The sequence below is a fragment of the Rhodococcus coprophilus NBRC 100603 genome (assembly GCF_001895045.1).
Classification (GTDB): Bacteria; Actinomycetota; Actinomycetes; order Mycobacteriales; family Mycobacteriaceae; genus Rhodococcus; species Rhodococcus coprophilus.
The window spans coordinates 137,059-159,113 of record NZ_BDAM01000003.1; the positions used below are offsets into that span (position 1 = coordinate 137,059).

General features: G+C 67.3%; 21 protein-coding genes and 3 tRNA genes. 7 read left to right on the forward strand and 17 right to left on the reverse strand.

Going from position 1 to position 22,055, the window contains the following annotated elements; genetic code table 11:
* Positions 1–50: 50 nt before the first annotated feature.
* From RDCOP1_RS06490 to RDCOP1_RS06530, 9 genes are all read right to left on the reverse strand, one after another.
* Positions 51–629: a histidine phosphatase family protein gene (locus RDCOP1_RS06490; RefSeq protein ID WP_231923092.1), complete on the reverse strand. Its 579-nt coding sequence runs from the start codon at positions 627–629 to the stop codon at positions 51–53.
* Positions 630–697: 68 nt separating this feature from the next.
* The gene (rsfS, locus tag RDCOP1_RS06495) at positions 698–1,138 is read right to left on the reverse strand and encodes a ribosome silencing factor (protein WP_072699297.1); all 441 of its coding nucleotides are present in this window, start codon (positions 1,136–1,138) and stop codon (positions 698–700) included.
* A complete protein-coding gene (gene nadD, locus RDCOP1_RS06500) occupies positions 1,135–1,794 on the reverse strand; it encodes a nicotinate-nucleotide adenylyltransferase (RefSeq protein ID WP_084722472.1) in 660 nt (219 codons plus the stop codon). Before nadD ends, rsfS begins: the two co-directional genes overlap by 4 nt.
* 70 nt (positions 1,795–1,864) lie before the next feature.
* Positions 1,865–3,310 carry a vWA domain-containing protein gene (locus RDCOP1_RS06505; protein ID WP_072699299.1) on the reverse strand — a complete coding sequence of 482 codons (1,446 nt, stop codon included), beginning with the start codon at positions 3,308–3,310 and terminating at the stop codon, positions 1,865–1,867.
* 1 nt (position 3,311) lies between these two features.
* Positions 3,312–4,208 carry an AAA family ATPase gene (locus RDCOP1_RS06510; RefSeq protein WP_072699300.1) on the reverse strand — a complete coding sequence of 299 codons (897 nt, stop codon included), beginning with the start codon at positions 4,206–4,208 and terminating at the stop codon, positions 3,312–3,314.
* Positions 4,209–4,236: 28 nt separating this feature from the next.
* A complete protein-coding gene (locus RDCOP1_RS06515) occupies positions 4,237–5,517 on the reverse strand; it encodes a glutamate-5-semialdehyde dehydrogenase (protein WP_072699301.1) in 1,281 nt (426 codons plus the stop codon).
* Positions 5,518–5,572: 55 nt separating this feature from the next.
* On the reverse strand, positions 5,573–6,679 hold the full coding sequence (locus RDCOP1_RS06520) for a D-alanine--D-alanine ligase family protein (RefSeq protein WP_169848842.1): 1,107 nt from the start codon (positions 6,677–6,679) through the stop codon (positions 5,573–5,575).
* 73 nt (positions 6,680–6,752) lie between these two features.
* Positions 6,753–7,886 (reverse strand): cystathionine gamma-lyase, encoded by a 1,134-nt coding sequence (locus RDCOP1_RS06525; protein WP_072699645.1) that lies wholly within the window; start codon positions 7,884–7,886, stop codon positions 6,753–6,755.
* Between the two features lie 5 nt (positions 7,887–7,891).
* Positions 7,892–8,890: an NAD(P)H-dependent glycerol-3-phosphate dehydrogenase gene (locus RDCOP1_RS06530; RefSeq protein WP_072699303.1), complete on the reverse strand. Its 999-nt coding sequence runs from the start codon at positions 8,888–8,890 to the stop codon at positions 7,892–7,894.
* A 140-nt stretch (positions 8,891–9,030) separates the two neighbouring features.
* On the opposite strand from RDCOP1_RS06530, the gene cofC reads away from it, so the two are divergent.
* The 3 genes from cofC to RDCOP1_RS06545 are packed head-to-tail and all read left to right on the forward strand — an operon-like array spanning position 9,031 to position 12,945.
* Positions 9,031–9,753, forward strand: a complete 723-nt coding sequence (cofC, locus tag RDCOP1_RS06535) for a 2-phospho-L-lactate guanylyltransferase (protein WP_072699304.1) — start codon at positions 9,031–9,033, stop codon at positions 9,751–9,753.
* Positions 9,750–11,966, forward strand: coding sequence for an RNA degradosome polyphosphate kinase (locus RDCOP1_RS06540; protein ID WP_072699305.1), 2,217 nt, complete (start codon positions 9,750–9,752; stop codon positions 11,964–11,966). Before cofC ends, RDCOP1_RS06540 begins: the two co-directional genes overlap by 4 nt.
* Before the next feature lie 13 nt (positions 11,967–11,979).
* Complete coding sequence (locus RDCOP1_RS06545) at positions 11,980–12,945, forward strand: NUDIX hydrolase (RefSeq protein WP_072699306.1); 966 nt, start codon at positions 11,980–11,982, stop codon at positions 12,943–12,945.
* A gap of 217 nt (positions 12,946–13,162) precedes the next feature.
* Here the strand turns inward: RDCOP1_RS06545 and RDCOP1_RS06550 are convergent, their stop codons facing one another.
* From RDCOP1_RS06550 to leuC, 3 genes are all read right to left on the reverse strand, one after another.
* A complete protein-coding gene (locus tag RDCOP1_RS06550) occupies positions 13,163–13,921 on the reverse strand; it encodes an HU family DNA-binding protein (protein WP_072699307.1) in 759 nt (252 codons plus the stop codon).
* Positions 13,922–14,091: 170 nt separating this feature from the next.
* Positions 14,092–14,688, reverse strand: coding sequence for a 3-isopropylmalate dehydratase small subunit (leuD, locus tag RDCOP1_RS06555; protein ID WP_072699308.1), 597 nt, complete (start codon positions 14,686–14,688; stop codon positions 14,092–14,094).
* Positions 14,689–14,713: 25 nt separating this feature from the next.
* A complete protein-coding gene (gene leuC / locus RDCOP1_RS06560) occupies positions 14,714–16,132 on the reverse strand; it encodes a 3-isopropylmalate dehydratase large subunit (protein ID WP_174555774.1) in 1,419 nt (472 codons plus the stop codon).
* A gap of 127 nt (positions 16,133–16,259) precedes the next feature.
* Between leuC and RDCOP1_RS06565 the strand changes: the two genes are divergently transcribed.
* From RDCOP1_RS06565 to RDCOP1_RS21450, 3 genes are all read left to right on the forward strand, one after another.
* Positions 16,260–16,961, forward strand: a complete 702-nt coding sequence (locus tag RDCOP1_RS06565) for an IclR family transcriptional regulator (RefSeq protein WP_072699310.1) — start codon at positions 16,260–16,262, stop codon at positions 16,959–16,961.
* A gap of 43 nt (positions 16,962–17,004) precedes the next feature.
* Positions 17,005–17,517, forward strand: coding sequence for a pyridoxamine 5'-phosphate oxidase family protein (locus RDCOP1_RS06570; RefSeq protein ID WP_072699311.1), 513 nt, complete (start codon positions 17,005–17,007; stop codon positions 17,515–17,517).
* A gap of 78 nt (positions 17,518–17,595) precedes the next feature.
* Positions 17,596–17,763, forward strand: coding sequence for a DUF5302 domain-containing protein (locus tag RDCOP1_RS21450; protein ID WP_169848844.1), 168 nt, complete (start codon positions 17,596–17,598; stop codon positions 17,761–17,763).
* A gap of 57 nt (positions 17,764–17,820) precedes the next feature.
* Here the strand turns inward: RDCOP1_RS21450 and RDCOP1_RS06575 are convergent.
* The 5 genes from RDCOP1_RS06575 to RDCOP1_RS06595 all read right to left on the reverse strand — a co-directional run bounded on the left by RDCOP1_RS06575 (position 17,821) and on the right by RDCOP1_RS06595 (position 20,719).
* Positions 17,821–17,893 (reverse strand) — tRNA-Glu (locus tag RDCOP1_RS06575).
* A gap of 83 nt (positions 17,894–17,976) precedes the next feature.
* Positions 17,977–18,052: transfer RNA gene (locus RDCOP1_RS06580), tRNA-Glu, on the reverse strand.
* 86 nt (positions 18,053–18,138) lie between these two features.
* Positions 18,139–18,210 (reverse strand) — tRNA-Gln (locus RDCOP1_RS06585).
* A gap of 178 nt (positions 18,211–18,388) precedes the next feature.
* Positions 18,389–19,861 carry a glutamate--tRNA ligase gene (gltX, locus tag RDCOP1_RS06590; protein ID WP_072699312.1) on the reverse strand — a complete coding sequence of 491 codons (1,473 nt, stop codon included), beginning with the start codon at positions 19,859–19,861 and terminating at the stop codon, positions 18,389–18,391.
* 81 nt (positions 19,862–19,942) lie between these two features.
* Entirely contained in the window at positions 19,943–20,719 is a 777-nt protein-coding gene (locus RDCOP1_RS06595; protein ID WP_072699313.1) for a fumarylacetoacetate hydrolase family protein, read from the reverse strand.
* Positions 20,720–20,832: 113 nt separating this feature from the next.
* On the opposite strand from RDCOP1_RS06595, the gene RDCOP1_RS06600 reads away from it, so the two are divergent.
* Entirely contained in the window at positions 20,833–22,023 is a 1,191-nt protein-coding gene (locus RDCOP1_RS06600) for an MFS transporter (protein WP_072699314.1), read from the forward strand.
* Positions 22,024–22,055: the final 32 nt, after the last annotated feature.

The window sequence follows — 22,055 nt, forward strand, 5'->3', positions numbered from 1 at the left end:
CGACCGGGTCGGCGCCGTTCTCCTGTCCGGAACCCTGAACCGGGGCCGGATCAGAGGACGTCATCGGGCGCCACCTCGGCCGACGCGTTCCACACGTCGAGTCGCCAGGACGGAACGTCGCCGTAACCGCTCAGCTGGACCCAACCGGTGTTGCCGAGACCGCCGAGCACGGGCCACCGATCCACGGGCAGGTCGAGCAGCGCCGCGGTGAGCGCGCCGATCAAACCACCGTGCGCGACCAGGATGATCGGTTCGAGGCCCCACCGCTCGTGTTTGTCGAGCAGTTCGTCCACCACGCGGAGGCTGCGGCGGGCCACGTCCACGCGGCTCTCTCCCTCCGGCGGCGCCCAGGTCGCGTCCGCCCGCCACGCACTGCGTGCGCCGGGTGCAATCGCGTCGACGTCCGTGTGGGTCAGTCCTTGCCACTGCCCGAGGTGGGTCTCACGCAGCCGGGCGTCGATCTCGACGGGAAGGCCCGCGCGGTCGGCCACCGCGACCGCGGTGTCGTACGCGCGGCGCAGGTCCGACGAGACGACCGCACGCGGATCGAGCGCCGCCATGGCTTCTGCGACGCCCGCGGCCTGCCGGCGGCCGAGATCGGACAGGTCCGTATCGAGCTGACCCTGCATCCGGCGGGTGGCGTTGTACCCGGTTTGTCCGTGGCGCAGCAGAATCAGCCGCCGCACCCGCGGCTCGCTCACGCGTCGCCCGTGGGCTCGGCGTCACCGGATGCTGCGTCGGACTCCTCCGAGCCGGTCTCGACTGCCGAGCGCGGGCCGCCGACACCCTCGACGGGCACGGTCGGGCAGTCCTTCCACAGACGCTCGAGCGCGTAGAAGTTGCGTTCTTCCTCGTGCTGCACGTGGATCACGACGTCGACGTAGTCGAGAAGCGTCCAGCGGCCCTCACGGGTTCCCTCACGACGGACCGGCTTGTGGCCGGCCTCGCGGAGCTTCTCCTCGATGTTGTCGACGATCGCGTTGACCTGACGTTCGTTCGGCGCGGACGCGATGACGAAGCAGTCGGTGATCACCAACTGCTCCGAAACGTCGAGCACCACGACATCGGTTGCCAGTTTCTCGTCGGCCGCCAGGGCCGCGACACGGGCCATCTCGATTGCTTCTGTCGTTGCGCTCACTGCGTGCTCTTTCTCTCGGTCTTGCTCTCGATGTAATGGTCTTCGGTGGCGACGCTCTCGGCGGCAGTCGCGCGCTCGAGGTAGAGGTGCCGTTTGCTGATGTACTGCACCACCCCGTCCGGTACCAGGTACCAGACCGGCCGATTCGCCCGCACCCGCTCACGGCACTCCGTCGACGAGATCGCCAGCGCGGGGACCTCCACGAGACTCACCGCCTCGTCGGGAAGGTCGCTCAGGTGCGGTGCCAGGTGCTCGACGTTCAGGTCGTAACCGGGCCGGGATACCCCGACGAACCGGGCCAGACCGAACAGAGTCCGCCAATTCTGCCACGACAGGATCGAGCCCAGCGCATCCGCACCGGTGATGAAGTACAGTTCCGCGCCCGGATACATCTCGCGCAGGTCGCGCAGGGTGTCGACGGTGTAGGTGGGCGTGCCCCGGTCGATGTCGACGCGGCTGACGGTGAACCGCGGGTTCGACGCCGTCGCGACGACAGTCATCAGGTATCGGTCCTCTGCGGGGCTGACCTCCCGCATCGACTTCTGCCAGGGCTGCCCGGTCGGGACGAAGATCACCTCGTCGAGACCGAACCGCGCGGCGACCTCGCTGGCCGCGACGAGGTGGCCGTGGTGGATCGGATCGAAGGTGCCGCCCATCACGCCCAGACGTCGCTGTGGCGCTACGGGCCGCTCCGATGGCTGATGCACGATGGTTCAGCTTACGGGGTCACACCGGGAGCAGGCCCGCCACCACCGCGGCCAGCTGTTGCGCCGACCTGCACTCGTGCATGGTGATGACCTCTCCGTAGGCGCGCGCCGCCGAATCTCCGGAACCCCATTGACCCCGGGGTTCCGGATTGAGCCAGTGCGCATGCCGGGCGACGCCGACGAGATGCTCGAGGACCTCCACCTTGGGAGTGCGGTAGTTCGTCCGCGCGTCACCGAGGACGAGCAGCGAACTGCGACCGGTCAGGCTGTGGGCGTGACGCTCCGCAAACGTCGCCAGCGCGTTGCCGTAGTCGGAGTGCCCGTCGTAAGTGATCAGGTCGGCTTCCCGCAGCATCCGTGACATCGCGTCACCCAGGTCGGCCCCCGACGAGAAGTAGTGCGTCACTTCGTCCGTCGTGTCGATGAAGGCGAACACCCGCACCCGGGAGAACTGTTCGCGCAACGCGTGGACCAGAAGCAGGGTGAAGTGCGAGAAGCCGGACACCGACCCGGATACGTCGCACAGCACGACGAGTTCCGGCCTCGCCGGCCGGGGCTTGCGGTTGATCAGGTCGATCGGCACGCCGCCGGTGGACATCGATTTCCGCAGGGTGCGCCGCAGGTCGATCGCGCCGGCGCGGGCACGACGCCGGCGGGCGGCGAGCCGGCTCGCGAGGAGCCGCGCGAGGGGCATCACGCTGCGACGGAGCGCGACCATATCGGCATCGGACGCGCGCAGGAAGTCGACTTCCTCCGCCAGTTTGGGGACGCCGTACTTCTCGACGCGTTCCCGGCCGAGGTGTTCGGCGGTGCGGCGCCGGGTCTCGCGTTCGACCATCGACCGGAAGTCCGCGATCCGGCGTGCCGCGGTCCGGCGGGCAACCTCGGTTTCGTAGTCGCCGTCCTCGCGTTCCCCCGGCGCGCTGTTTCCGAGCAGCCCTTCGAGGATCCTGGTGAGCAAAGTTTCCGGCGCCACGTCGCGGAGCGCCTGGTACGCCGAGAAGGAGGGCCCGTTCGACGACTTGAACTGCCCGAGTTCCTCGACCATCTGCGCGGTGAGCGTCTCGACTGCCGCCTGTGCCGCGGGAGAGTCGTCGGCGAGTAGTTCGGCGATCAGTTCGCGCAGCGCGTCGAGGTCGATCTCGCCGTCGGGAGTCCGTGGCAGCACGACGTCCGGCGTGTCGGCGGTGCGGTGCCCGATCGCCGGGGGAAACCACAGGTCGAAGAGCGCGTCGAAGGTCGGACGATGGGTGGTGCGGCGCAGCAGAGTGCAGGCGAGGCCCTCGCGCAGCGCTTCCCGGTCCAGCATCTCGATCACCGTCATCACCCGGCCCGCGTCGACCGTTTCCGACGGACCGACCGCGATCCCCCGGCGGCGCAGCGACTCCACGAATCCCACGAGGTGGCCGGGGAGACCGTGCGGTGCGATCGGTGTCCCCGGACCGCCCTGAAACGCGCCGGCCATGTCAGTTCAGCCGGAGCTCGGCTGCGGCACGCAGCTGGTCGGACTGGTGTTTGAGAATCACCCCGAGCGTGGTGCGCACCGCGGAGTCGTCGAGGGTGTCGAGCCCGAGCGCGAGCAGGGTCCGGCCCCAGTCGATCGTCTCGGCGACCGACGGCACCTTCTTCAGTTGCATGCCGCGCAGGACCCGGACCGTGCGCACGAGTTGCTCGGCGATCGCATCGGGAAGCTCCGGCACACGGCTGGCCAGGATCCGCCGCTCGAGGTCGGCGTCGGGAAAGTCCAAGTGCAGGAACAGGCAGCGCCGTTTGAGCGCTTCGGACAGCTCTCGGGTCGCATTGGAGGTGAGGACGGCGAAGGGCTTACGGGTGGCGGTGATCGTCCCCAGTTCGGGCACCGTGACCGCGAAGTCGCTCAGCACTTCGAGCAGCAGGCCCTCGATCTCGACATCGGCCTTGTCGACCTCGTCGACGAGCAGCACCGTCGGGTCGTCCCGGCGGATCGCCGTCAACAGCGGGCGGGAGAGGAGGAACTCTTCCGAGAACACGTCCGCCTTGGTCTCGTCCCACGATTCACCGGCCGCGGCGTTCGCGCCCGCCGACTGGATGCGCAGGATCTGCTTCGCGTGGTTCCACTCGTAGAGCGCCCGCGATTCGTCGACGCCCTCGTAGCACTGCAAGCGGACCAGTTCGGCGCCGGAGGTCTGGGAGACGGCCCGCGCGAGTTCGGTCTTGCCGACACCGGCGGGTCCCTCGATGAGCAGCGGCTTGTCGAGGCGGTCGGCGAGGAACACCGCTGTGGCGGTGCCTTTGTCCGCGAGGTAACCGGTCTCCGCGAGGCGGTCGATCACGTCCTGGACATCCGCGAAGATCGGCGGGGTGGTGGGCAGCGCACGATCCACGCTGAGTCCTTTCGTCGGTCGGCCGGGGTCAGGCCGGGCGGGTGTGGCCGTCGCCCCACACGACCCATTTGGTGGAGGTCAGTTCCGGCAGTCCCATCGGGCCCCGAGCATGCAGTTTCTGCGTGGAGATTCCGATCTCGGCACCGAACCCGAACTGCTCTCCGTCGGTGAACGCCGTCGACGCGTTGACCATAACGGCTGCGGCATCGACGCGGGCGGTGAACTCCCGTGCGGCGGCGAGGTCGGATGTGACGATGGCTTCGGTGTGACCGGTTCCGTACCGGTCGATGTGCTCGACCGCCGCGTCCAGGTCGTCGACGACCGCGAACGCGACGTCCAGCGTGAGGTATTCCTCGGCCCAGTCCTCTTCGGTGGCCGGGACCAGACCGGGCAGGTCGCCGTGCACCGTCACGCCGTGCGACTGCAATGCCTCGAGCAGACGCGGGACGGCGGTGTCGGCGACGGCCTTGTCGACCAGGATCGTCTCGGCGGTGTTGCACACACTCGGCCGCCGGGTCTTGGCGTTCACGACGATCTTCTCGGCCATCTCGAGGTCGGCCGCGGCGTGGATGTAGACGTGGCAGTTGCCGACACCGGTTTCGATGGTCGGCACGGTGGCATCCCGGACCACCGCCGCGATCAGGCCGGCGCCGCCGCGGGGAATAACGACGTCGACGAGCCCGCGCGCCTGGATCAGATGGGTGACCGAGGAACGGTCGGCGCTGGGCAGCAACTGCACCGAGTCGACCGGCAGGCCCTGGCCCTCGAGTGCGGTGCGCAGTGCGGTGACGAGGGCGGCATTCGAACGCGCCGCCGAAGACGAACCACGCAGCAGGGCGGCATTGCCCGATTTGAGGGCGAGACCGAACGCGTCGACGGTGACGTTGGGACGCGCCTCGTAGACCATCCCGACGACGCCGAGCGGCACCCGCAGTTGCCGTAGTTCGAGTCCGTTGGGCAACGTCGATCCACGGACGACCCCACCGATCGGATCGGGCAGTCCTGCAACCTGACGAAGTCCCGACGCGATCCCGTCGATTCGGGACGGCGTCAAACGCAGCCGGTCCAGGAGTGATTCGTCGGTGCCGCTCGCGCGGGCGGCTTCGATGTCCTCGGCGTTGGCGGCGAGGACCGAGTCGCTCGCTGCGAGCACAGCGTCGGCGGCGGCGTGGAGCGCAGCATCCTTCTCCGCGGTGGTCAGCAGAGCAAGACGGCGGGACGCGACGCGGGCGCGGCGGGCCGCGGCATGTACGGCCTCTCGGGTGTCCCCGGCGTCGGTCACAACTGAGTCGGGAGTCACGGCAGTCATGCCCACAGCCTAGTCCGGGAGGTGGCGGCACCGACAAGCGCGGCGCCGGTGTGGGTCAGCGAAGACCGGTCCCCCGCGCGAGCGCGGTCCGTACGAGGACGCCGACGAGGTCGCGATACCCGATCCCGGTGGCCTCCCACATCTTCGGATACATCGAGATCGACGTGAAGCCTGGCATCGTGTTGATCTCGTTGATCACCGGCCCGTCGGCGGTGACGAAGAAGTCGACGCGGGACAGGCCCTGGCAGTCGAGAGCGCGGAACGCGCGGACGGCAAGGTCGCGGATTTCGTCGGAGACGGCGGGATCGAACTTCGCCGGCACGTCGAATTCGCAGACGTCGTCGAGGTACTTGGTGTCGAAGTCGTAGAACGCCTCGTGGTTGCCCGAGGTGTCGGGCATGCGGATCTCCGCGACCACGCTGGCGCGCACGTCGCCGTCGGGGAACTCGAGGACACCGCACTCGACCTCGCGACCGACGATGGCGGATTCGACGATGACCTTCGGATCGTGCGCGCGGGCCTTGCCGACAGCGGCGTCGAATGCCGCCCAGTCGGTGACACGGCTGACACCGATCGACGATCCGCCGCGGGCCGGTTTCACGAAGACGGGAAGCCCGAGTTGCTGCTTCTGCTCCTCGGTGAGCGCGGTCGTACCGGGCCGCATCACGATCTGGAAGCCGACCGGCAGCCCCTCCGCGGCCAGCAACTTCTTGGTGAATTCCTTGTCCATTCCAGCTGCGCTCGCGAGCACTCCGGGACCGACGTAGGGCACGCCGGCGAGCTCGAGAAGGCCCTGAATGGTGCCGTCCTCGCCGTACGGTCCATGCAGCACCGGGAAGACCACGTCGACGGACGCGAGTACCTTGCCGAACTCCCCCTCGTCGAGCGCGACGATGTCTCCGGCGCGGGTGGGGTCTGCCGTGAGCACCAGAGACGAGCCGTTCGCATCGACGACGGGCAGTTCGCGGCCGGCCTTCGCGAGATGCTCCGGGTCGGAGTCGCCCAGCACCCAGGACCCGTCGGTCGTGATCCCGATCGGGACGACGTCGTATTCCTCGGGGTCGAGGTTGCGCAGGATGCTGCCCGCCGACACGCAGGAGACGGAGTGTTCGTTGCTGCGACCGCCGAAGACGACGGCCACCCGGGTTCGGGGCGTTCTCACGGCACAAACCGTACCGGTAAGCTGACCGGTCTCCCCAGCCGCGTCCCGTTCGGTTTGCGCGTCCGGGCTGCCGTCAGGCCCGTCGGACCGAGTCGAGGGCGGTGCGGAGATCGTCCAGAAGATCGATGGTGTCCTCTATTCCGCACGACAACCGGACGAAACCCTCCGGTACCGGATCGCCCCACCGGGCCCGTCGGTCCGCCGTGGTGTGGATCCCGCCGAAGCTGGTCGCCGGCACCACGAGTTCGGCAGCTTTCACGAACCGATGTACGTCGTCTCGGGTGGGGAGCACGAAGGTGACCAGGGGGCCGAATCTCTGCATCTGTGCAGCGGCCACCGGGTGGGACGGGTCAGATTCGAGGCCCGGGTACCGCACTGCGGCGACGGCGGGGTGCTCTCCGAGCATGCGGGCGACGGCGAGGGCGTTCGTGCACTGCCTGCCGAAGCGCAATCCTGCGGTCCCGAGACTGCGGTGCGCGAGCCACGTTTCGAAGGGACCGAGCACCGTGCCCGAGTGCAGGCGCTCTCGGTCGAGCCGGGCCACGAGAGCGGGATCGGAGACCGCGACGTAGCCGAACAGCAGGTCGCTGTGCCCGCTGAGCGATTTCGTCCCGCTCGCGACGACGACATCTGCGCCGAGGGCAAGCGGAAGCTGGCCGAGCGGGGTGGCGGTCGTGTTGTCCACGAGCAGCAGTGCTCCGGCGGCTCTGCACAACTCGGCCGTGGCCCGCAGATCGACGGTGTCCAGGCCGGGGTTCGACGGGGTCTCGGCGAGCACCACCGCGCCCTCGCCGGCCTGCTCGAGGACCGCGCGCAGTGTCCCGTCGCCGAAATCGGCGACGGAGAGTTCACGAACGACCATGCCGAGGGGAGCGAGGTACTCCTGCGCGTAGGCGCGCACCTGGTAATAGCCGTCCGCGGGCACCACGACCGTGACGCCGGGCCGGGCGAACGCTCTCAGCGCGACGGTGATCGCCGACATACCGGACCCGACGACCCGTGCCGCGACGGCTCCCTCGAGGGAGGCGAGGGCCGATTCGAGGGCCCGCCACCCGGGATTGGACGCCCTCGCGTAGGTGTCTGCCTCGCCGGTTTCGTCCTCGCCGAGCAGGTAAGGCGCGGCGAACACCGGACCCTGCTGCAGCGGTGATCCCGGAGACCCTTCGTAGGCAACAGCTTTCACACATCGAGTCGAATCTCCGGTCATGTCGCTCACTCCGGCTTGATCCGCCGGCCGAGCAGCAGACCGATCGCGTCGTGCACCGACATCCCCTCGTGGCACACCCGGTGGACGGCGTCGGTGAGCGGCATCTCGACGTCGTAGCTCGCGGCGAGGGCCCGTACCGACGTGCAGGACTTGACCCCTTCGGCGACCTGGCCGTGCGTGGCCTCCTGCGCGCTCTCGAGCGACTCACCGCGACCCAGACGTTCCCCGAAAGTGCGGTTCCTCGACAGCGGCGAACTGCACGTCGCGACAAGGTCGCCGACTCCGGCGAGACCGGCGAGTGTGGTGGGCATCGCCCCGAGCGCCACACCGAGACGGATGATCTCGGCGAGTCCCCGGGTGATGATGGTTGCGACGGTGTTCTCCCCCAGCCCCACTCCCGCGGCCATCCCGCAGGCCAGCGCGATCACGTTCTTGCACGCGCCACCGATTTCGCACCCGATGACGTCGGTGTTGGTGTACGGACGGAAATAACCTGTCGCACAGGCCTTCTGAATTTCCAGCGCACGCGTGGAATCGGGGCATGCGATCACCGTCGCGGCGGGTTGACCCTCGGCTATCTCCCGGGCCAGGTTGGGGCCGGAGAGCACGGCGACGCGGTGCTGGTCGGCTCCCGTGACCTGGCCGATCACCTGACTCATCCGCATGAGGGTGCCGCTTTCGATCCCCTTGGCAAGACTGAGGAGGGTGGTCCCGGACCCGATGTCGTCGCGCCACGACTCCAGGTTGGCGCGCAGGGACTGACTCGGCACCGCGAGCACCGCGAAGTCGACGCCGTCGAGCGCCACGCGATGATCGGTCGTTGCCTTCAACGAGGCCGGAAGCACGACGCCGGGCAGATAGCCGGGATTCTGGTGCCTCTCACCGATTGCCTGCGCCACCTCTGCCCGGCGCGCCCAGATGGTCACGTCGGTTCCCGCGTCGGCGAGCACCTTCGCGAAGGCGGTCCCCCACGACCCTGCCCCCAGAACTGCCGCTTTGGTCACAACTCTCCCTCTTTGCCCTCGTTGGTCCCAAGTCCGATTCGGTGTACGCGCCGCCGCAGCGGGTTCCTTCAGTATCGCCCAGATACGCAGACGGCACCGCGAGCCGCCCTCCTCCACGACCGGCTGGCACAATCACGCCCATGCCCGCGGTGCACGTTCTCGTTCCGGTCAAGGCCCTCGGCCTGGCCAAGTCGAGACTGGCGCACGCCCTCGAGCCGGAAGCGCGAGCCGACCTGGTGCTCGCGATGCTGCAGGACACACTCAGCGCTGCCCACGGACTCGACGACGCACAGCTCACCGTCATCACCTCCGACCACCGGGTCGCGGCCGTCGCTCTCGAGTCGGGAGCGTCCGTGCTGGTCGACCCGCCGGCCGTGCGCGGCGTGGAACGGTCGGATTCCCTCAACGCAGCGCTGCGTGCGGCTGCGGAACACGCCCGGGCGCAATCGGCGGGCGTGGATCTCGTCGCCCTCCAGGCGGACCTTCCCGCCGTGCGGTCGCACGAGCTGGCGGAGGCGCTCGAGGAGGCACGTGCGACGGGCATCATGATCGTCGCCGATCACACCGGCTCGGGCACCACCGCGCTGCTCCACTGCAGTACGCAGGATCCGCTGCGTCCGCAGTTCGGTCCCGGTTCCGCCCGTCGGCACCTCGGCGACGGTGCTCGCGCTGTGGAAGCCGCTCTTCCCGGCCTGCGGCTCGATGTCGATACCGTCGACGATCTGGGGGTCGCGGTGCGGCTGGGGGTCGGCGCGGCCACCGCCGCGGTGCTCGATCGCATCGGATCGACACTTCCCTTCCCGTGCCCGACCTCTCGCCGACCACCTCATGCCTCATCGGTTCCTGACACAATGGAGCGGTGACCAACGGCGACACCCCCGAGCAGATCGCAGGCATCGACACGAGTGCCGGAACCGAGCAGAGTGCCACACCCGGCACCCCCCGACCGCAGGGACGCGTGGCCACCGCCACCAGCGCCCCACCCGCCGCGATCAACTCGCAACTGAAGACAGACCCCAGCGACGGCCTGCCCGGCGATCGCTACCTCAACCGCGAATTGAGCTGGCTCGACTTCAACGCACGAGTGCTGGCGTTGGCGGAGGACACCTCCCAGCCGCTCCTCGAACGCGCCAAGTTTCTGGCGATCTTCGCGTCGAATCTCGACGAGTTCTACATGGTGCGCGTCGCCGGACTCAAGCGTCGTGCGGAGACCGGACTGTCCGTCCGGTCGGCCGACGGTCTCTCCCCCCGGGCTCAGCTCGCACTCATCGCGTCGAGCACGCAGGAACTCGCGGGCCGGCATGCCCAGGTCTTCCTCGACTCGGTTCTGCCGGCGCTCGAGGCCGAGGGCATCTCGATCATCAAATGGGCCGACCTGACGGCCGACGAACGCGACCGGCTCACGCGATATTTCGCCGAGCAGGTGTTCCCGGTGCTCACCCCCCTCGCCGTCGACCCCGCGCATCCCTTCCCCTACATCAGCGGATTGAGCTTGAATCTCGCTGTGACGGTGAAGGATTGCGAATCCTCCGGTGAGCACTTCGCCCGAGTGAAGGTGCCCGACAACGTCGATCGGTTCGTCCGCGTCGACCGCGCGGGCTCGCTGTACGGTCTCGCCGCCTTCCTCCCGCTCGAAGAACTCATCGCCGCGCACCTGGACGTCCTGTTCCCCGGGATGGAAATCGTGGAGCACCACGCGTTCCGCGTCACGCGCAACGCCGATTTCGAGGTCGAAGAGGACCGCGACGAAGACCTCCTCAAAGCGCTCGAACGCGAACTCGCCCGACGACGCTTCGGTTCACCCGTCCGGCTCGAAGTGTCGGACGACATGACCGAGCACATGCTCGATCTGCTGCTGCGCGAATTGGATGTCGACCCTGCCGATGTCGTCCAACTGCCCGGTCTCCTCGACCTGTCCTGCCTGTGGCAGGTGCATGCCGTCGACCGTCCCGATCTCAAAGATGTGCCGTTCGTCCCCGCAACGCATTTCGCGTTCGGTGAGAGGGAGACCCCGAAGAGCGTCTTTTCGACCCTGCGCGAGGGCGACATTCTCGTCCATCACCCGTACGACTCCTTCTCGACGAGCGTGCAGCGCTTCATCGAGCAGGCTGCCGCGGACAGCCAAGTCCTCGCGATCAAGCAGACGCTCTACCGCACCTCCGGTGATTCCCCGATCGTCGATGCACTGGTGGCTGCCGCCGAGGCGGGCAAACAGGTGGTCGCGCTCGTCGAGATCAAGGCCCGCTTCGACGAACAGGCGAACATCAAGTGGGCACGCAAACTCGAGCAGGCGGGCGTGCACGTCGTCTACGGACTCGTGGGCCTCAAGACCCACTGCAAGACATGCCTGGTGGTCCGTCGTGAAGGTTCGACGATCCGTCGCTACTGCCACATCGGCACGGGCAACTACAACCCGAAGACCGCGCGACTCTACGAAGACGTGGGTCTGCTCACGTCGTCGCCGGAAATCGGCGCCGATCTGACCGACCTGTTCAACACGCTCACCGGTTACTCGCGGAAAGCGCAGTACCGCAACCTGCTCGTGGCTCCGCACGGGGTTCGCAAGGGCATCATCGAGCGGATCGACCGGGAGATCGAGCACCATGCGGCGGGCCGCGCCACCCTGGTTCGGCTCAAGGCCAATGCACTCGTCGACGAGCAGGTCATCGACGCGCTGTATCGCGCGTCGCGCGCCGGCGTCCCGGTCGAGATCGTGGTGCGCGGTATCTGCGCGCTCAAACCGGGCGTTCCGGGCCTGAGCGAGAACATCACGGTCCGATCCATTCTCGGCCGGTTCCTCGAACATTCGCGCATATTCCACTTCCTGGGCAGCGACGAATCCTGGATCGGCAGCGCCGACATGATGCACCGCAACCTCGATCGCCGGGTCGAGGTCATGGTGCAGGTGAAGAACCCTCGGCTCGCCAAGCAGTTGCAGGACATATTCGACTCCGCGCTCGACCCGGCCACGCGATGCTGGACGCTCGAGGCCGACGGCACGTGGACGGCGTCCCCCGCCCCGGGCACCGCAGCGCGCGACCATCAAATGGAACTCATGCGCAGCCGCGCATCGTGATGCGGAGACACAGGTGACCGATTCGTCCGATAAGCCGATGAAGGCCAACATCTTTGCCGCGGGTGCGGTGCTGTGGCGACCCGCAGGGCGCAGTTCGAGCCGTTCCACGGACGACAACTCGGGCCGGCCCGCGCTCCGCCCGATCGAAGTCGCAGTCGTGCACCGGCCGCGATACGACGACTGGTCTTTTCCGAAAGGCAAACTGGATCCCGGGGAAACCGCTGTCGTCGCGGCGGTCCGGGAGATCCGGGAGGAAACGGGATTCCAGCCTGTCCTGGGCCGGCACCTCGGGCGCGTGACCTACCCGGTGCCCGGGCACCGTAAACTCAAGCGGGTGGACTACTGGGCCGCGAGGCCGGCCGGTGGCGAGTTCGTACCGAACAACGAAGTCGACGAACTACGTTGGGTATCACCGGATTCCGCCTTCGATCAGCTGTCGTATCCGATGGACCGCAGCATTCTGCGGCGGTTCCGGTTGCTGCCCGCCGACACCACGACCGTCCTGATCGTCCGACATGCGAAGGCTGGGAGCCGGAAGAAACACCGCGGTGACGACCGGACCCGTCCCCTCGATTCGGCGGGCAAAGTCCAGGCGGCCGCGCTCGTTCCGCAAGTGCGCGCGTTCGGTGGAGACAGCGTCACCGCGGCGGACCGCACGCGGTGCATCGACACCGTGACACCCGTCGCCGCCGACCTGGGCGTCGAGGTCGCAGTCGAACCCTCGCTCTCGGAAGAGGAGTACAACGGCGACCCCCAACTCGGCCGCAAGCGCACACTCGACATCGTCGCCCGCGGGGGCACCCCGGTGATCTGTAGCCAGGGAAAGGTGATTCCCGATCTCGTCTCGTGGTGGGCGGCCCGGGACGGAGTGACGCTGCCTCCGGCGCGCAACCGCAAGGCGAGCATGTGGGTGTTGTCGCTGCACGGCGATCGCCTCGTCGCTGCCGATCACCTGGACAGTCCACTGCCCCCGAAGTAATCCGTGTAATCCGAACGTCCGCCCGCGGATTCGGGGCGATTCGGACACAGCCGCGAGACGGCTGCATATCCCGCCCAGGGGCGTCCTGCGTCCCGACGACGACGGCGGCTACCGGGAAAACCATGCCGGTAGCCGCCGTCTGCCGTCGTGCGCGCGCAGGGCGCGAACGGGGTGCCGTCTAGTTCTGTTCGGTGCCGGCATGCGTGCCGGCGACGAACTACTTCTTGGCGGTGCGGCGGGTCGTGGTCTTCTTGGCCGGGGCCTTCTTCGCTGCCGTGGTGGTCTTCTTGGCCGCGGTGGTGGTCTTCTTGGCCGGAGCCTTCTTCGCCGCGGTGGTGGTCTTCTTGGCCGCGGTGCTCTTGGTCGCGGTGGTGGTCTTCTTGGCCGGAGCCTTCTTCGCCGCGGTCGTGGTCTTCTTGGCCGCGGTGCTCTTGGTCGCGGTGGTGGTCTTCTTGGCCGGAGTCGCCTTTGCCGCGGTTGTCTTCTTTGCCGCGGTGGTCTTCTTGGCGGGAGCCGCCTTTGCCGCGGTTGTCTTCTTCGCCGCAGTGCTCTTGGCTGCCGTGGACTTTGCCGCGGTGGTCTTCTTGGCCGCCGTCGACTTCGCGGCGGTCTTCTTCGCAGCCTTCTTGGCAGCCGCGGTCTTCTTCGCCGCCGCAGCAGCACCGCGCTTGACGGCAGGACCGGTAGCGGGGAGCTTCTGGTTACCCGCGATGACTGCCTTGAACTGCGCACCCGGACGGAAAGCCGGTACGGACGTCGGCTTGACCTTGACCGTCTCACCGGTGCGCGGGTTACGGGCGACGCGGGCCGCACGGCGACGCTGCTCGAAGACGCCGAATCCGGTGATGGTAACGCTCTTCCCGTCGTGCACGGCGCGCACGATCGCGTCCACGATGTGCTCGACGGCCGCCGTGGCGGTGCGCCTGTCCGAACCGAGCTTCTCGGTCAGAACGTCGATCAATTCTGCCTTGTTCATTGATTTCCTCCGCGCATCTACGGTCCACCGTCAGACCGACTCCAGTCCACGGTAGACCCGCAAACGGGCTAGAGTCTATGTGCCACGCGGATTCTCATGCAAATATGTGGCCGGCCCCGGCTCGACCGAGGGGTCGAACCGGGGCCGGCAGAGGCAGTCTCGCCGTCCGATCAGGGGGCCGGAAGCGTCCGCGGTTTCCAAGAAGGCCTTGACTTTTCGTACTCGGAAATCGCGTCTACCTGGCGCAATGTCAATCCGATGTCGTCGAGACCCTCCAGCAGACGCCACCGGGTGTAGTCGTCAATGACGAACGGCACCACGGTGGTTCCGGCGGTCACCGTCCGAGTTTCCAAATTCACATCGAGTTCGAGCCCGGGCTGCTGTTCGATGAGCTTCCAGAGCAATTCGACGTCGTTCTGCTCCACCTGAGCAGCGAGCAGACCGGCCTTGCCGGCGTTGCCGCGGAAGATGTCGGCGAAGCGCGACGAGATCACAACCCGGAATCCGTAATCGGACAACGCCCACACCGCATGTTCGCGCGACGAGCCGGTGCCGAAATCGGGTCCGGCGACGAGAACGGTTCCGCGATCGAAGGGTGGGGTGTTGAGAACGAACGACGGATCGTTACGCCACGCGGCGAACAGTCCGTCTTCGAATCCTGTGCGGGTGACGCGTTTCAGATACACCGCCGGGATGATCTGGTCGGTGTCGACATTGGAACGGCGCAGGGGGACGCCGATGCCTTTGTGAGTAGTGAAGGCTTCCATGGAAATATCTCCTCGGTCCTGTGCTCTAGTCCAGATCCGCCGGAGCGGAGAGGGTGCCGCGCACCGCTGTTGCGGCGGCCACTGCCGGGGAGACGAGGTGCGTGCGACCGCCCTTGCCCTGCCGCCCCTCGAAATTACGGTTCGATGTCGAAGCCGACCGCTCACCGGGCGCGAGCTGGTCCGGGTTCATGCCCAGGCACATCGAGCAGCCCGCCTGACGCCATTCCGCCCCTGCGGCCGTGAAGATCTCACCGAGACCTTCCTCCTCCGCCTGGACACGAACGCGCATCGAACCCGGCACGACGAGCATGCGGACTCCGTCGGCCACCTTGCGCCCCTCGAGCACTTCGGCGACAGCACGCAGATCTTCGATCCGTCCGTTGGTGCAGGATCCGACGAACACGGTGTCGATCTTGATGTCCCGCAGCGGCATACCCGGTTCGAGGTCCATGTACCTCAGAGCCTTCTCGGCAGCAGACCGCTCGGTCTCCTCCGCGATCTCTTCCGGCACCGGCACCGTGGAGCTGAGCGGTGCGCCCTGACCGGGGTTGGTCCCCCACGTCACGAACGGCGTCAGCGCACTGCCGTCGATGTGGACCTCCGCGTCGAAAACCGCGTCGTCGTCGGTCTTCAGCTGTTCCCACGCTTCGACGGCCGCATCCCAGTCCGCACCCTTCGGCGCGTGCGGGCGGCCCTTGACGAATTCGTAGGTGACGGCGTCGGGCGCGATCATGCCGGCACGCGCGCCCGCCTCGATCGACATGTTGCAGATCGTCATCCGCGCTTCCATCGAAAGCTTGCGGATCGCCTCTCCGCGGTATTCCAGGACGTACCCTTGGCCCCCGCCGGTTCCGATCTGGGCGATGATCGCGAGAACGAGGTCCTTGGCCGTGACACCGGGCTGCAGTTCACCGTCGACGTTGATCGCCATGGTCTTGAACGGCCGCAGCGACAACGACTGCGTCGCCATGACGTGCTCGACCTCACTGGTGCCGATACCCATTGCGAGAGCACCGAAAGCTCCGTGGGTGGAGGTGTGACTGTCGCCGCACACCACGGTCATACCGGGCTGGGTCAGGCCGAGCTGCGGGCCGACCACGTGCACGATGCCCTGATCGAGGTCCCCCATCGGGTGCAGGCGTACGCCGAATTCCTCACAGTTGCGGCGCAATGTCTCGACCTGCGTGCGCGAGACGGGATCGGCGATCGGCTTGTCGATGTCGACCGTCGGAACGTTGTGGTCCTCGGTTGCGATGGTGAGATCGGGCCGACGCAGCGGCCGTCCCGCCAGCCGCAGACCGTCGAAGGCCTGCGGACTGGTCACCTCGTGCACGAGATGCAGGTCGATGTAGATCAGGTCCGGCTCGCGCGCCGCCCCCTCTCCTTCACCACGCACGATGACGTGCTGATCCCACACCTTCTCTGCCAGAGTCTTTCCAGCCATGTTCTCCACCTGTCGTACGTGACGAACGCGGGACCGATTCAGGGCTGTCCGGCCCGCGCATGGTGTCGTCCCCGCCTCGTTCCGCATGCGATATGCTTCCCAGCATGCGAGACGGAGGTATCGACCTATGAGACAGCATAGCGGGATCGGAGTGCTGGACAAAGCCATGACTGTCCTGCATGCAGTGGCCGAACAGCCTTGCAACCTCAACGAGTTGTGCCTCCGGACAGGCTTGCCTCGTGCCACTGCCCACCGCCTCGCTGTCGGCCTCGAAGTGCACCGCCTCCTCATGCGCGACGGCGACGGCCAATGGCGCCCGGGCCCCGGCCTGGCCGAACTCTCCACCGGTGCCGGCGACTCCCTGGTCGAGGCGGCCACACTCGTACTCCCCCGATTGCGCGAAATCACAGGCGAGAGCGTGCAGTTGTACCGCCGCGAGGGCACGCACCGGGTGTGCATCGCCGCCCTCGAACCGCCGACGGGTCTGCGCGACACCGTCCTCGTGGGATCACGCCTGCCCATGACGGCCGGATCGGGCGCCAAAGTTCTGCTCGCATGGGCCGATACGGCCGTCCAGCGCGCGATCCTTCCGGACGCCGCGTTCGGGGAACGTGTGCTCACGGAAGTACGCCGTCGCGGATGGGCGCAGAGTGCCGCCGAACGCGAACCCGGAGTAGCGTCTGTCGCCGCGCCCGTCCGGGACAGCGGAGGCGCTGTCGTCGCCGCAGTGTCGGTCTCCGGGCCGATCGACCGGATGGGACGACGTCCGGGCGCCCGGTGGGCCGCCGACCTTCTCGCCGCCGCGGAGGCTCTTCACAAGCGGCTCTGAGCAACCCTGGTGGCGGATGTGCGTGGTATGTCACAGTTCTCGCATGGGAACCAACCGCCGTGCCGACATCACCATGACCGACCCGGAGATCTCCGATTTCCTCCACCACAGCCGTGTCGCGACGCTGGCCACGCTCGGCTCCACAGGCATGCCCCATCTGGTGGCCATGTGGTACGCGCTGCTCGACGGGGAGATCTGGTTCGAGACGAAGGCGAAATCACAGAAGGCCGTGAACCTTCGCCGGGACAACCGGGTCACCGTGCTCGTCGAGGCCGGTGACACCTACGACCAGTTGCGGGGCGTCGCCCTCGAGGGGCACGCCGAAATCCTCGACGACCACGACACCGTATTCGCGGTGTGTCGCGACGTCTGGGAGCGGTACACCGCTCCGTACACCGAGCAGGCACGACCGGCCGTCGAGCAGATGATGGCCAAGCGGGTCGCGGTGCGCGTCGTGCCCGATCGTGTCCGGTCGTGGGACCACCGCAAGCTTGGTATACCCGCGATGGAGATCGGCGGCACGACTGCTGCGTACCTCTCCTCACCCGCGCGCTGACCCGGGCCCGGTAAATGGGGCGACAGCGCCGCTCCCCCGGCGCTACATTTCGAGGCATCGGCGAAGGAAGGGGACACCATGACCGATCCGGAGAAGGAACGCCTCAAACAAGAATTCCGTGACGCGCTCGAGCGGAAGAATCACCGTGACGTCCACGGCACCGCGCATCTCGACGCGCAATCCAAAGCTCGCGGGCCGAAAGCGCACGCGGACCACCACCGCGAGTTCCGGCGCAAGAGCGTATGAGAAACGGCCTGGCAACGAAAAGACCCTCCGAGCAATGCTCGGAGGGTCTTTCGGTTGTACCCCCGATGGGATTCGAACCCACGCTACCGCCGTGAGAGGGCGGCGTCCTAGGCCGCTAGACGACGGGGGCCTGGACTTACCGTCGGCACCCCCGAAGGAATGCCTGTCTTTAGAGAAGAACACCCACCGATCCGGAGATCGGTGGGCAGTTCATGGTACCCCCGATGGGATTCGAACCCACGCTACCGCCGTGAGAGGGCGGCGTCCTAGGCCGCTAGACGACGGGGGCCTGAGAACTTCTTCTCTTGCGCTTCCCGGGGGAAGCTCAGCCAGCTTAGCTGGCCGAGACGCGGCGGGCAAACCTCCGCATCGCAGCTGGGGTACCAGGACTCGAACCTAGAATGGCTGAACCAGAATCAGCTGTGTTGCCAATTACACCATACCCCAATGGACTGTCCCTTCGGCCTGCGCACTGCGCTTCGGCCTCCGTTCCCGAACCGAGAGAAAGACTAACACCATCACCATGTCCAACTACAAATCGGCTGGTCAAACCCCTTGAATCGGCACGGACGGAAAGACGCCCGCGCAGCGGAAGCTGCACGGGCGTCTCTGATCGAGTCCCGGATCAGGCGACTACCGACCTGGCGGCCCGCAATCGGTCGAGGGTGCGCTCACGTCCGAGCAGTTCCATCGACTCGTAGAGCGGCGGGCTGATGTGCGACCCCGTCACCGCTACCCGCACCGGGGCGAACGCCTTGCGAGGCTTGAGTCCGAGATCGTCGATGAGGGCCGTCTTGAGGGCCTCCTCGATCGCGGCGGTCGACCACTCGTCGAGCGCGTCCAGCGCGGCGAGCGCGGCATCGAGGACAGGCCCTGCCTCCGTCTTGAGGTTCTTGGCAGCGGCCGCCTCGTCCAGCTCGAACTCGGATTCGCCGACGAAGAGGAACTTCAGCAGGTCCCATGCGTCGGAGAGGACCACGATGCGGGTCTGGACCAGATCGGCGGCGGTCCGGAACAACGCGTCGTCCACATCGGAAGCGATGTGCCCGTGCTCGACGAGGAACGCCTTCAACCGTGTCGCGAAGTCCTCAGGCTCGAGCATCCGGATGTGCTCGGCGTTGATCGCATCGGCTTTCTTCTGGTCGAACCTCGCCGGGTTGGAATTGACCTTGCCGATGTCGAAGGCCGCCACCATCTCGTCGAGCGAGAAGATGTCGCGGTCGTCGGTCAGTCCCCATCCGAGCAACGCGAGATAGTTCAGCAGGCCCTCCGGGATGAAACCGCGCTCGCGATGGAGGAAGAGGTTCGACTCGGGATCGCGCTTGGACAGCTTCTTGTTGCCCTGGCCCATCACGAAAGGCAGGTGCCCGAACTCGGGCGTGAAGTCGGCCACGCCGATGCGCTGCAGCGCGGCATAGAGGGCGAGCTGACGCGGCGTCGACGACAACAGGTCCTCACCGCGCAGGACATGCGTGATCTTCATGAGGGCGTCGTCGACGGGATTGACGAGCGTGTACAGCGGGATGCCGTTTCCGCGCGTGAGCGCGAAGTCGGGAACCGTGCCGGCCTTGAACGTCGTCTCGCCGCGGACGAGGTCGTTCCACGTGAGGTCCTCGTCGGGCATGCGCAGCCGCACCACGGCTTTGCGTCCCTCGTCGAGAAACGCCTGGCGCTGCTCGGGGGTCAGATCGCGGTCGTAGTTGTCGTATCCGAGCTTGGGGTCGCGTCCGGCCGCTTTGTGCCGCTCCTCGACCTCTTCCGGAGTCGAGAACGACTCGTAGGCCTCGCCCGCCTGGAGAAGCTTCTCCACGACGCCGATGTGCAGCCCGCGCCGCTCCGACTGGCGGTACGGCTTGTAGGGACCGCCGACCTCCGGACCCTCGTCCCATTCGAGTCCCAGCCAGCGCAACGCGTCGAGAATCGCCTGGTACGACTCCTCGCTGTCGCGAGCAGCGTCGGTGTCTTCGATGCGGAACACGAAGGTGCCGCCGTGGTGGCGCGCGAAGGCCCAGTTGAACAGGGCGGTACGCACGAGACCCACGTGCGGGGTTCCGGTCGGGGACGGACAGAAACGGACACGTACTTCGCTGCTGGTCATGACTCGCTCAGGGTTGAGGATCGACGGGAGACCCTCCCAGGCTATCCCTTGACCCGGCCCCCGGAAGCGGAGACCGCCCGGTCATGCCCCCTTGGCAACCACAGGATTGGTGAGTGTTCCGATCTTCTCGACCGTGACGGAGACGGTGTCGCCCGGGACGATCGGTCCGACGCCCTCCGGCGTGCCCGTGAGGATGACGTCGCCCGGGAGCAGCGTCATCACCGCCGACACCCATTCGATGAGCTTCGGAATGTCGTGCACCATCAGCGAAGTGCGGCTGCGCTGCCGCGGCTGACCGTCGACCTCCGCCGAGATCTCGAGATCCGACGCGTCGAGATCGGTCTCGATCCACGGACCGAGAGGGCAGAACGTGTCGTGCCCCTTGGCCCGCGTCCACTGGCCGTCTGCGGCCTGGTGGTCGCGCGCGGAGACGTCGTTCGCGACGGTGTATCCGAGGATCACCTCGCGGGCCTTCGCTGCGGGCACGTCCTTGCAGGGCCGGCCGATCACCACGGCGAGTTCGGCCTCATGGTGCACCACCGACGCGTTGCGCGGGATGACGATCGGCGCACCCGGCCCGACAATCGAGGTGTTCGGCTTGAGGAAGATCACCGGTTCTTCGGGGACCTCGTTGCCGGATTCCGCAGCGTGCGCAGCGTAATTGCGGCCGACGGCAATCACCTTGCTGGCGAGGATCGGCGCGAGCAGGCGGACATCGGCGAGCGGCCAGCTACGACCGGTGAAGGTCGGGGTACCGAAGGGATGCTCAGCGATCTCCTTCGCCGTCGCGGCGTCCCCCTCCCCCTCGATGCTGACGAAAGCGACACCGTCCGGACTGGCAATTCGACCAAGGCGCATGCGGGAAGTCTAACGGGGTGACCACCGCCTCCGATCGACGCGGGCGCCGGTGGCCGTATACAGTGAGCCGACATTTCACGATACGGGATTCATTTCCCAGATAGTGGGAACCTATGGACGCGGGCGACATCGGAGCACGACGCTGGCTCATCCTGACCGTCGGCGTACTGGCACAAGCGGCACAGGCCACTGTGGTCAACGGAGTCGCATTCCTCATCCCTTCCCTTCACACCGAGGCGGGCCTGTCCCTCGCACAAGCCGGAACCCTGGCCGGCGCACCACTTTTCGGTGGAGTGTTCACACTCGTCGTGTGGGGTGCGATCTCGGACCGGTTCGGGGAGCGTCTCGCGCTCGCCGCAGGACTGGGGCTCGCGTCCGCCGCCACCGCGGCGGCCGCGCTCACCACGTCCATCCCCGCACTCGGCATACTGCTCGTGCTCGCCGGGGCCGGTGCCGTCAGCGCGAACGCCGCGAGCGGACGCGTCGTGGTCGGATGGTTCGCGCCCGCACAACGCGGTCTGGCAATGGGTATCCGCCAGATGTCGGTGCCGCTCGGCGTCGCGGCGGGCGCTCTGGTCATCCCGCAGCTCGCGACGAATCACGGAATCGCATGGGCGCTGGCATTTCCGGCGCTGGCCTGCGGGACCGCGGCGCTCGCGTGCGTACTGGGAATTCTCGATCCTCCCCGGCCGGACCGGGCGGAGGCGAAAAGCACCGGAATGCTCGGGAGCCCGTACCGGAACTCGTGGACGCTCGCGCGCATCCACGCCGCCTCGATTCTGCTGGTCGTTCCGCAGTACGTTGTGTGGACCTACTCGCTCGTGTGGCTGATCACCGACCGCGGATGGGACGAAACCGGCGCGGGGCTGCTGATCACCGTCGCACAGGTCCTCGCCGCCCTGGGTCGTGTCGCGGCCGGGAGTTGGTCGGACCGGGTAGGAAGCAGACTGTGGCCTCTGCGCATCGTCGCGGTCTCGGTGGTGGTGTCGATGGCCGCGCTCGCCGTGTCGTCGCTTTTCGATTCACCGGTGGCGATCGTCATCCTGCTCGTCGCCTCGGTGCTCACCTCCGCACCGAACGGCTTGGCGTTCACTGCGGTTGCCGAAATAGCCGGGCCCTATTGGGGAGGGCGTGCGCTGGGCATCCAGAACACCGGACAATTCGTCGCAGCCGCAGCGGTCGGGCCGGCCTTCGGCGCACTCATAGCCGCAGTGGGCTTCCCGATCGCTTTCGCGATTGCGGCGATGGCACCGGCGGCCGCCGCACCGGTGGTACCGCAGGTACCCGTGGATCCGAAAAAGTAACCGGCCGTGCGGGTTCCGGCGCAATCAGCCGG

Excerpts from the sequence above, each read along its gene's own strand:
- RDCOP1_RS06490 (WP_231923092.1), bottom strand. The coding sequence starts at position 629 with ATGCAGGGTCAGCTCGATACGGACCTGTCCGATCTCGGCCGCCGGCAG.
- nadD (WP_084722472.1), bottom strand. The coding sequence starts at position 1,794 with ATGGGCGGCACCTTCGATCCGATCCACCACGGCCACCTCGTCGCGGCC.
- RDCOP1_RS06505 (WP_072699299.1), bottom strand. The coding sequence starts at position 3,310 with ATGGCCGGCGCGTTTCAGGGCGGTCCGGGGACACCGATCGCACCGCAC.
- RDCOP1_RS06515 (WP_072699301.1), bottom strand. The coding sequence starts at position 5,517 with ATGACTGCCGTGACTCCCGACTCAGTTGTGACCGACGCCGGGGACACC.
- RDCOP1_RS06525 (WP_072699645.1), bottom strand. The coding sequence starts at position 7,886 with ATGACCGGAGATTCGACTCGATGTGTGAAAGCTGTTGCCTACGAAGGG.
- cofC (WP_072699304.1), top strand. The coding sequence starts at position 9,031 with ATGCCCGCGGTGCACGTTCTCGTTCCGGTCAAGGCCCTCGGCCTGGCC.
- RDCOP1_RS06550 (WP_072699307.1), bottom strand. The coding sequence starts at position 13,921 with ATGAACAAGGCAGAATTGATCGACGTTCTGACCGAGAAGCTCGGTTCG.
- leuD (WP_072699308.1), bottom strand. The coding sequence starts at position 14,688 with ATGGAAGCCTTCACTACTCACAAAGGCATCGGCGTCCCCCTGCGCCGT.
- leuC (WP_174555774.1), bottom strand. The coding sequence starts at position 16,132 with ATGGCTGGAAAGACTCTGGCAGAGAAGGTGTGGGATCAGCACGTCATC.
- RDCOP1_RS06565 (WP_072699310.1), top strand. The coding sequence starts at position 16,260 with ATGAGACAGCATAGCGGGATCGGAGTGCTGGACAAAGCCATGACTGTC.
- RDCOP1_RS06570 (WP_072699311.1), top strand. The coding sequence starts at position 17,005 with ATGGGAACCAACCGCCGTGCCGACATCACCATGACCGACCCGGAGATC.
- RDCOP1_RS21450 (WP_169848844.1), top strand. The coding sequence starts at position 17,596 with ATGACCGATCCGGAGAAGGAACGCCTCAAACAAGAATTCCGTGACGCG.
- gltX (WP_072699312.1), bottom strand. The coding sequence starts at position 19,861 with ATGACCAGCAGCGAAGTACGTGTCCGTTTCTGTCCGTCCCCGACCGGA.
- RDCOP1_RS06595 (WP_072699313.1), bottom strand. The coding sequence starts at position 20,719 with ATGCGCCTTGGTCGAATTGCCAGTCCGGACGGTGTCGCTTTCGTCAGC.
- RDCOP1_RS06600 (WP_072699314.1), top strand. The coding sequence starts at position 20,833 with ATGGACGCGGGCGACATCGGAGCACGACGCTGGCTCATCCTGACCGTC.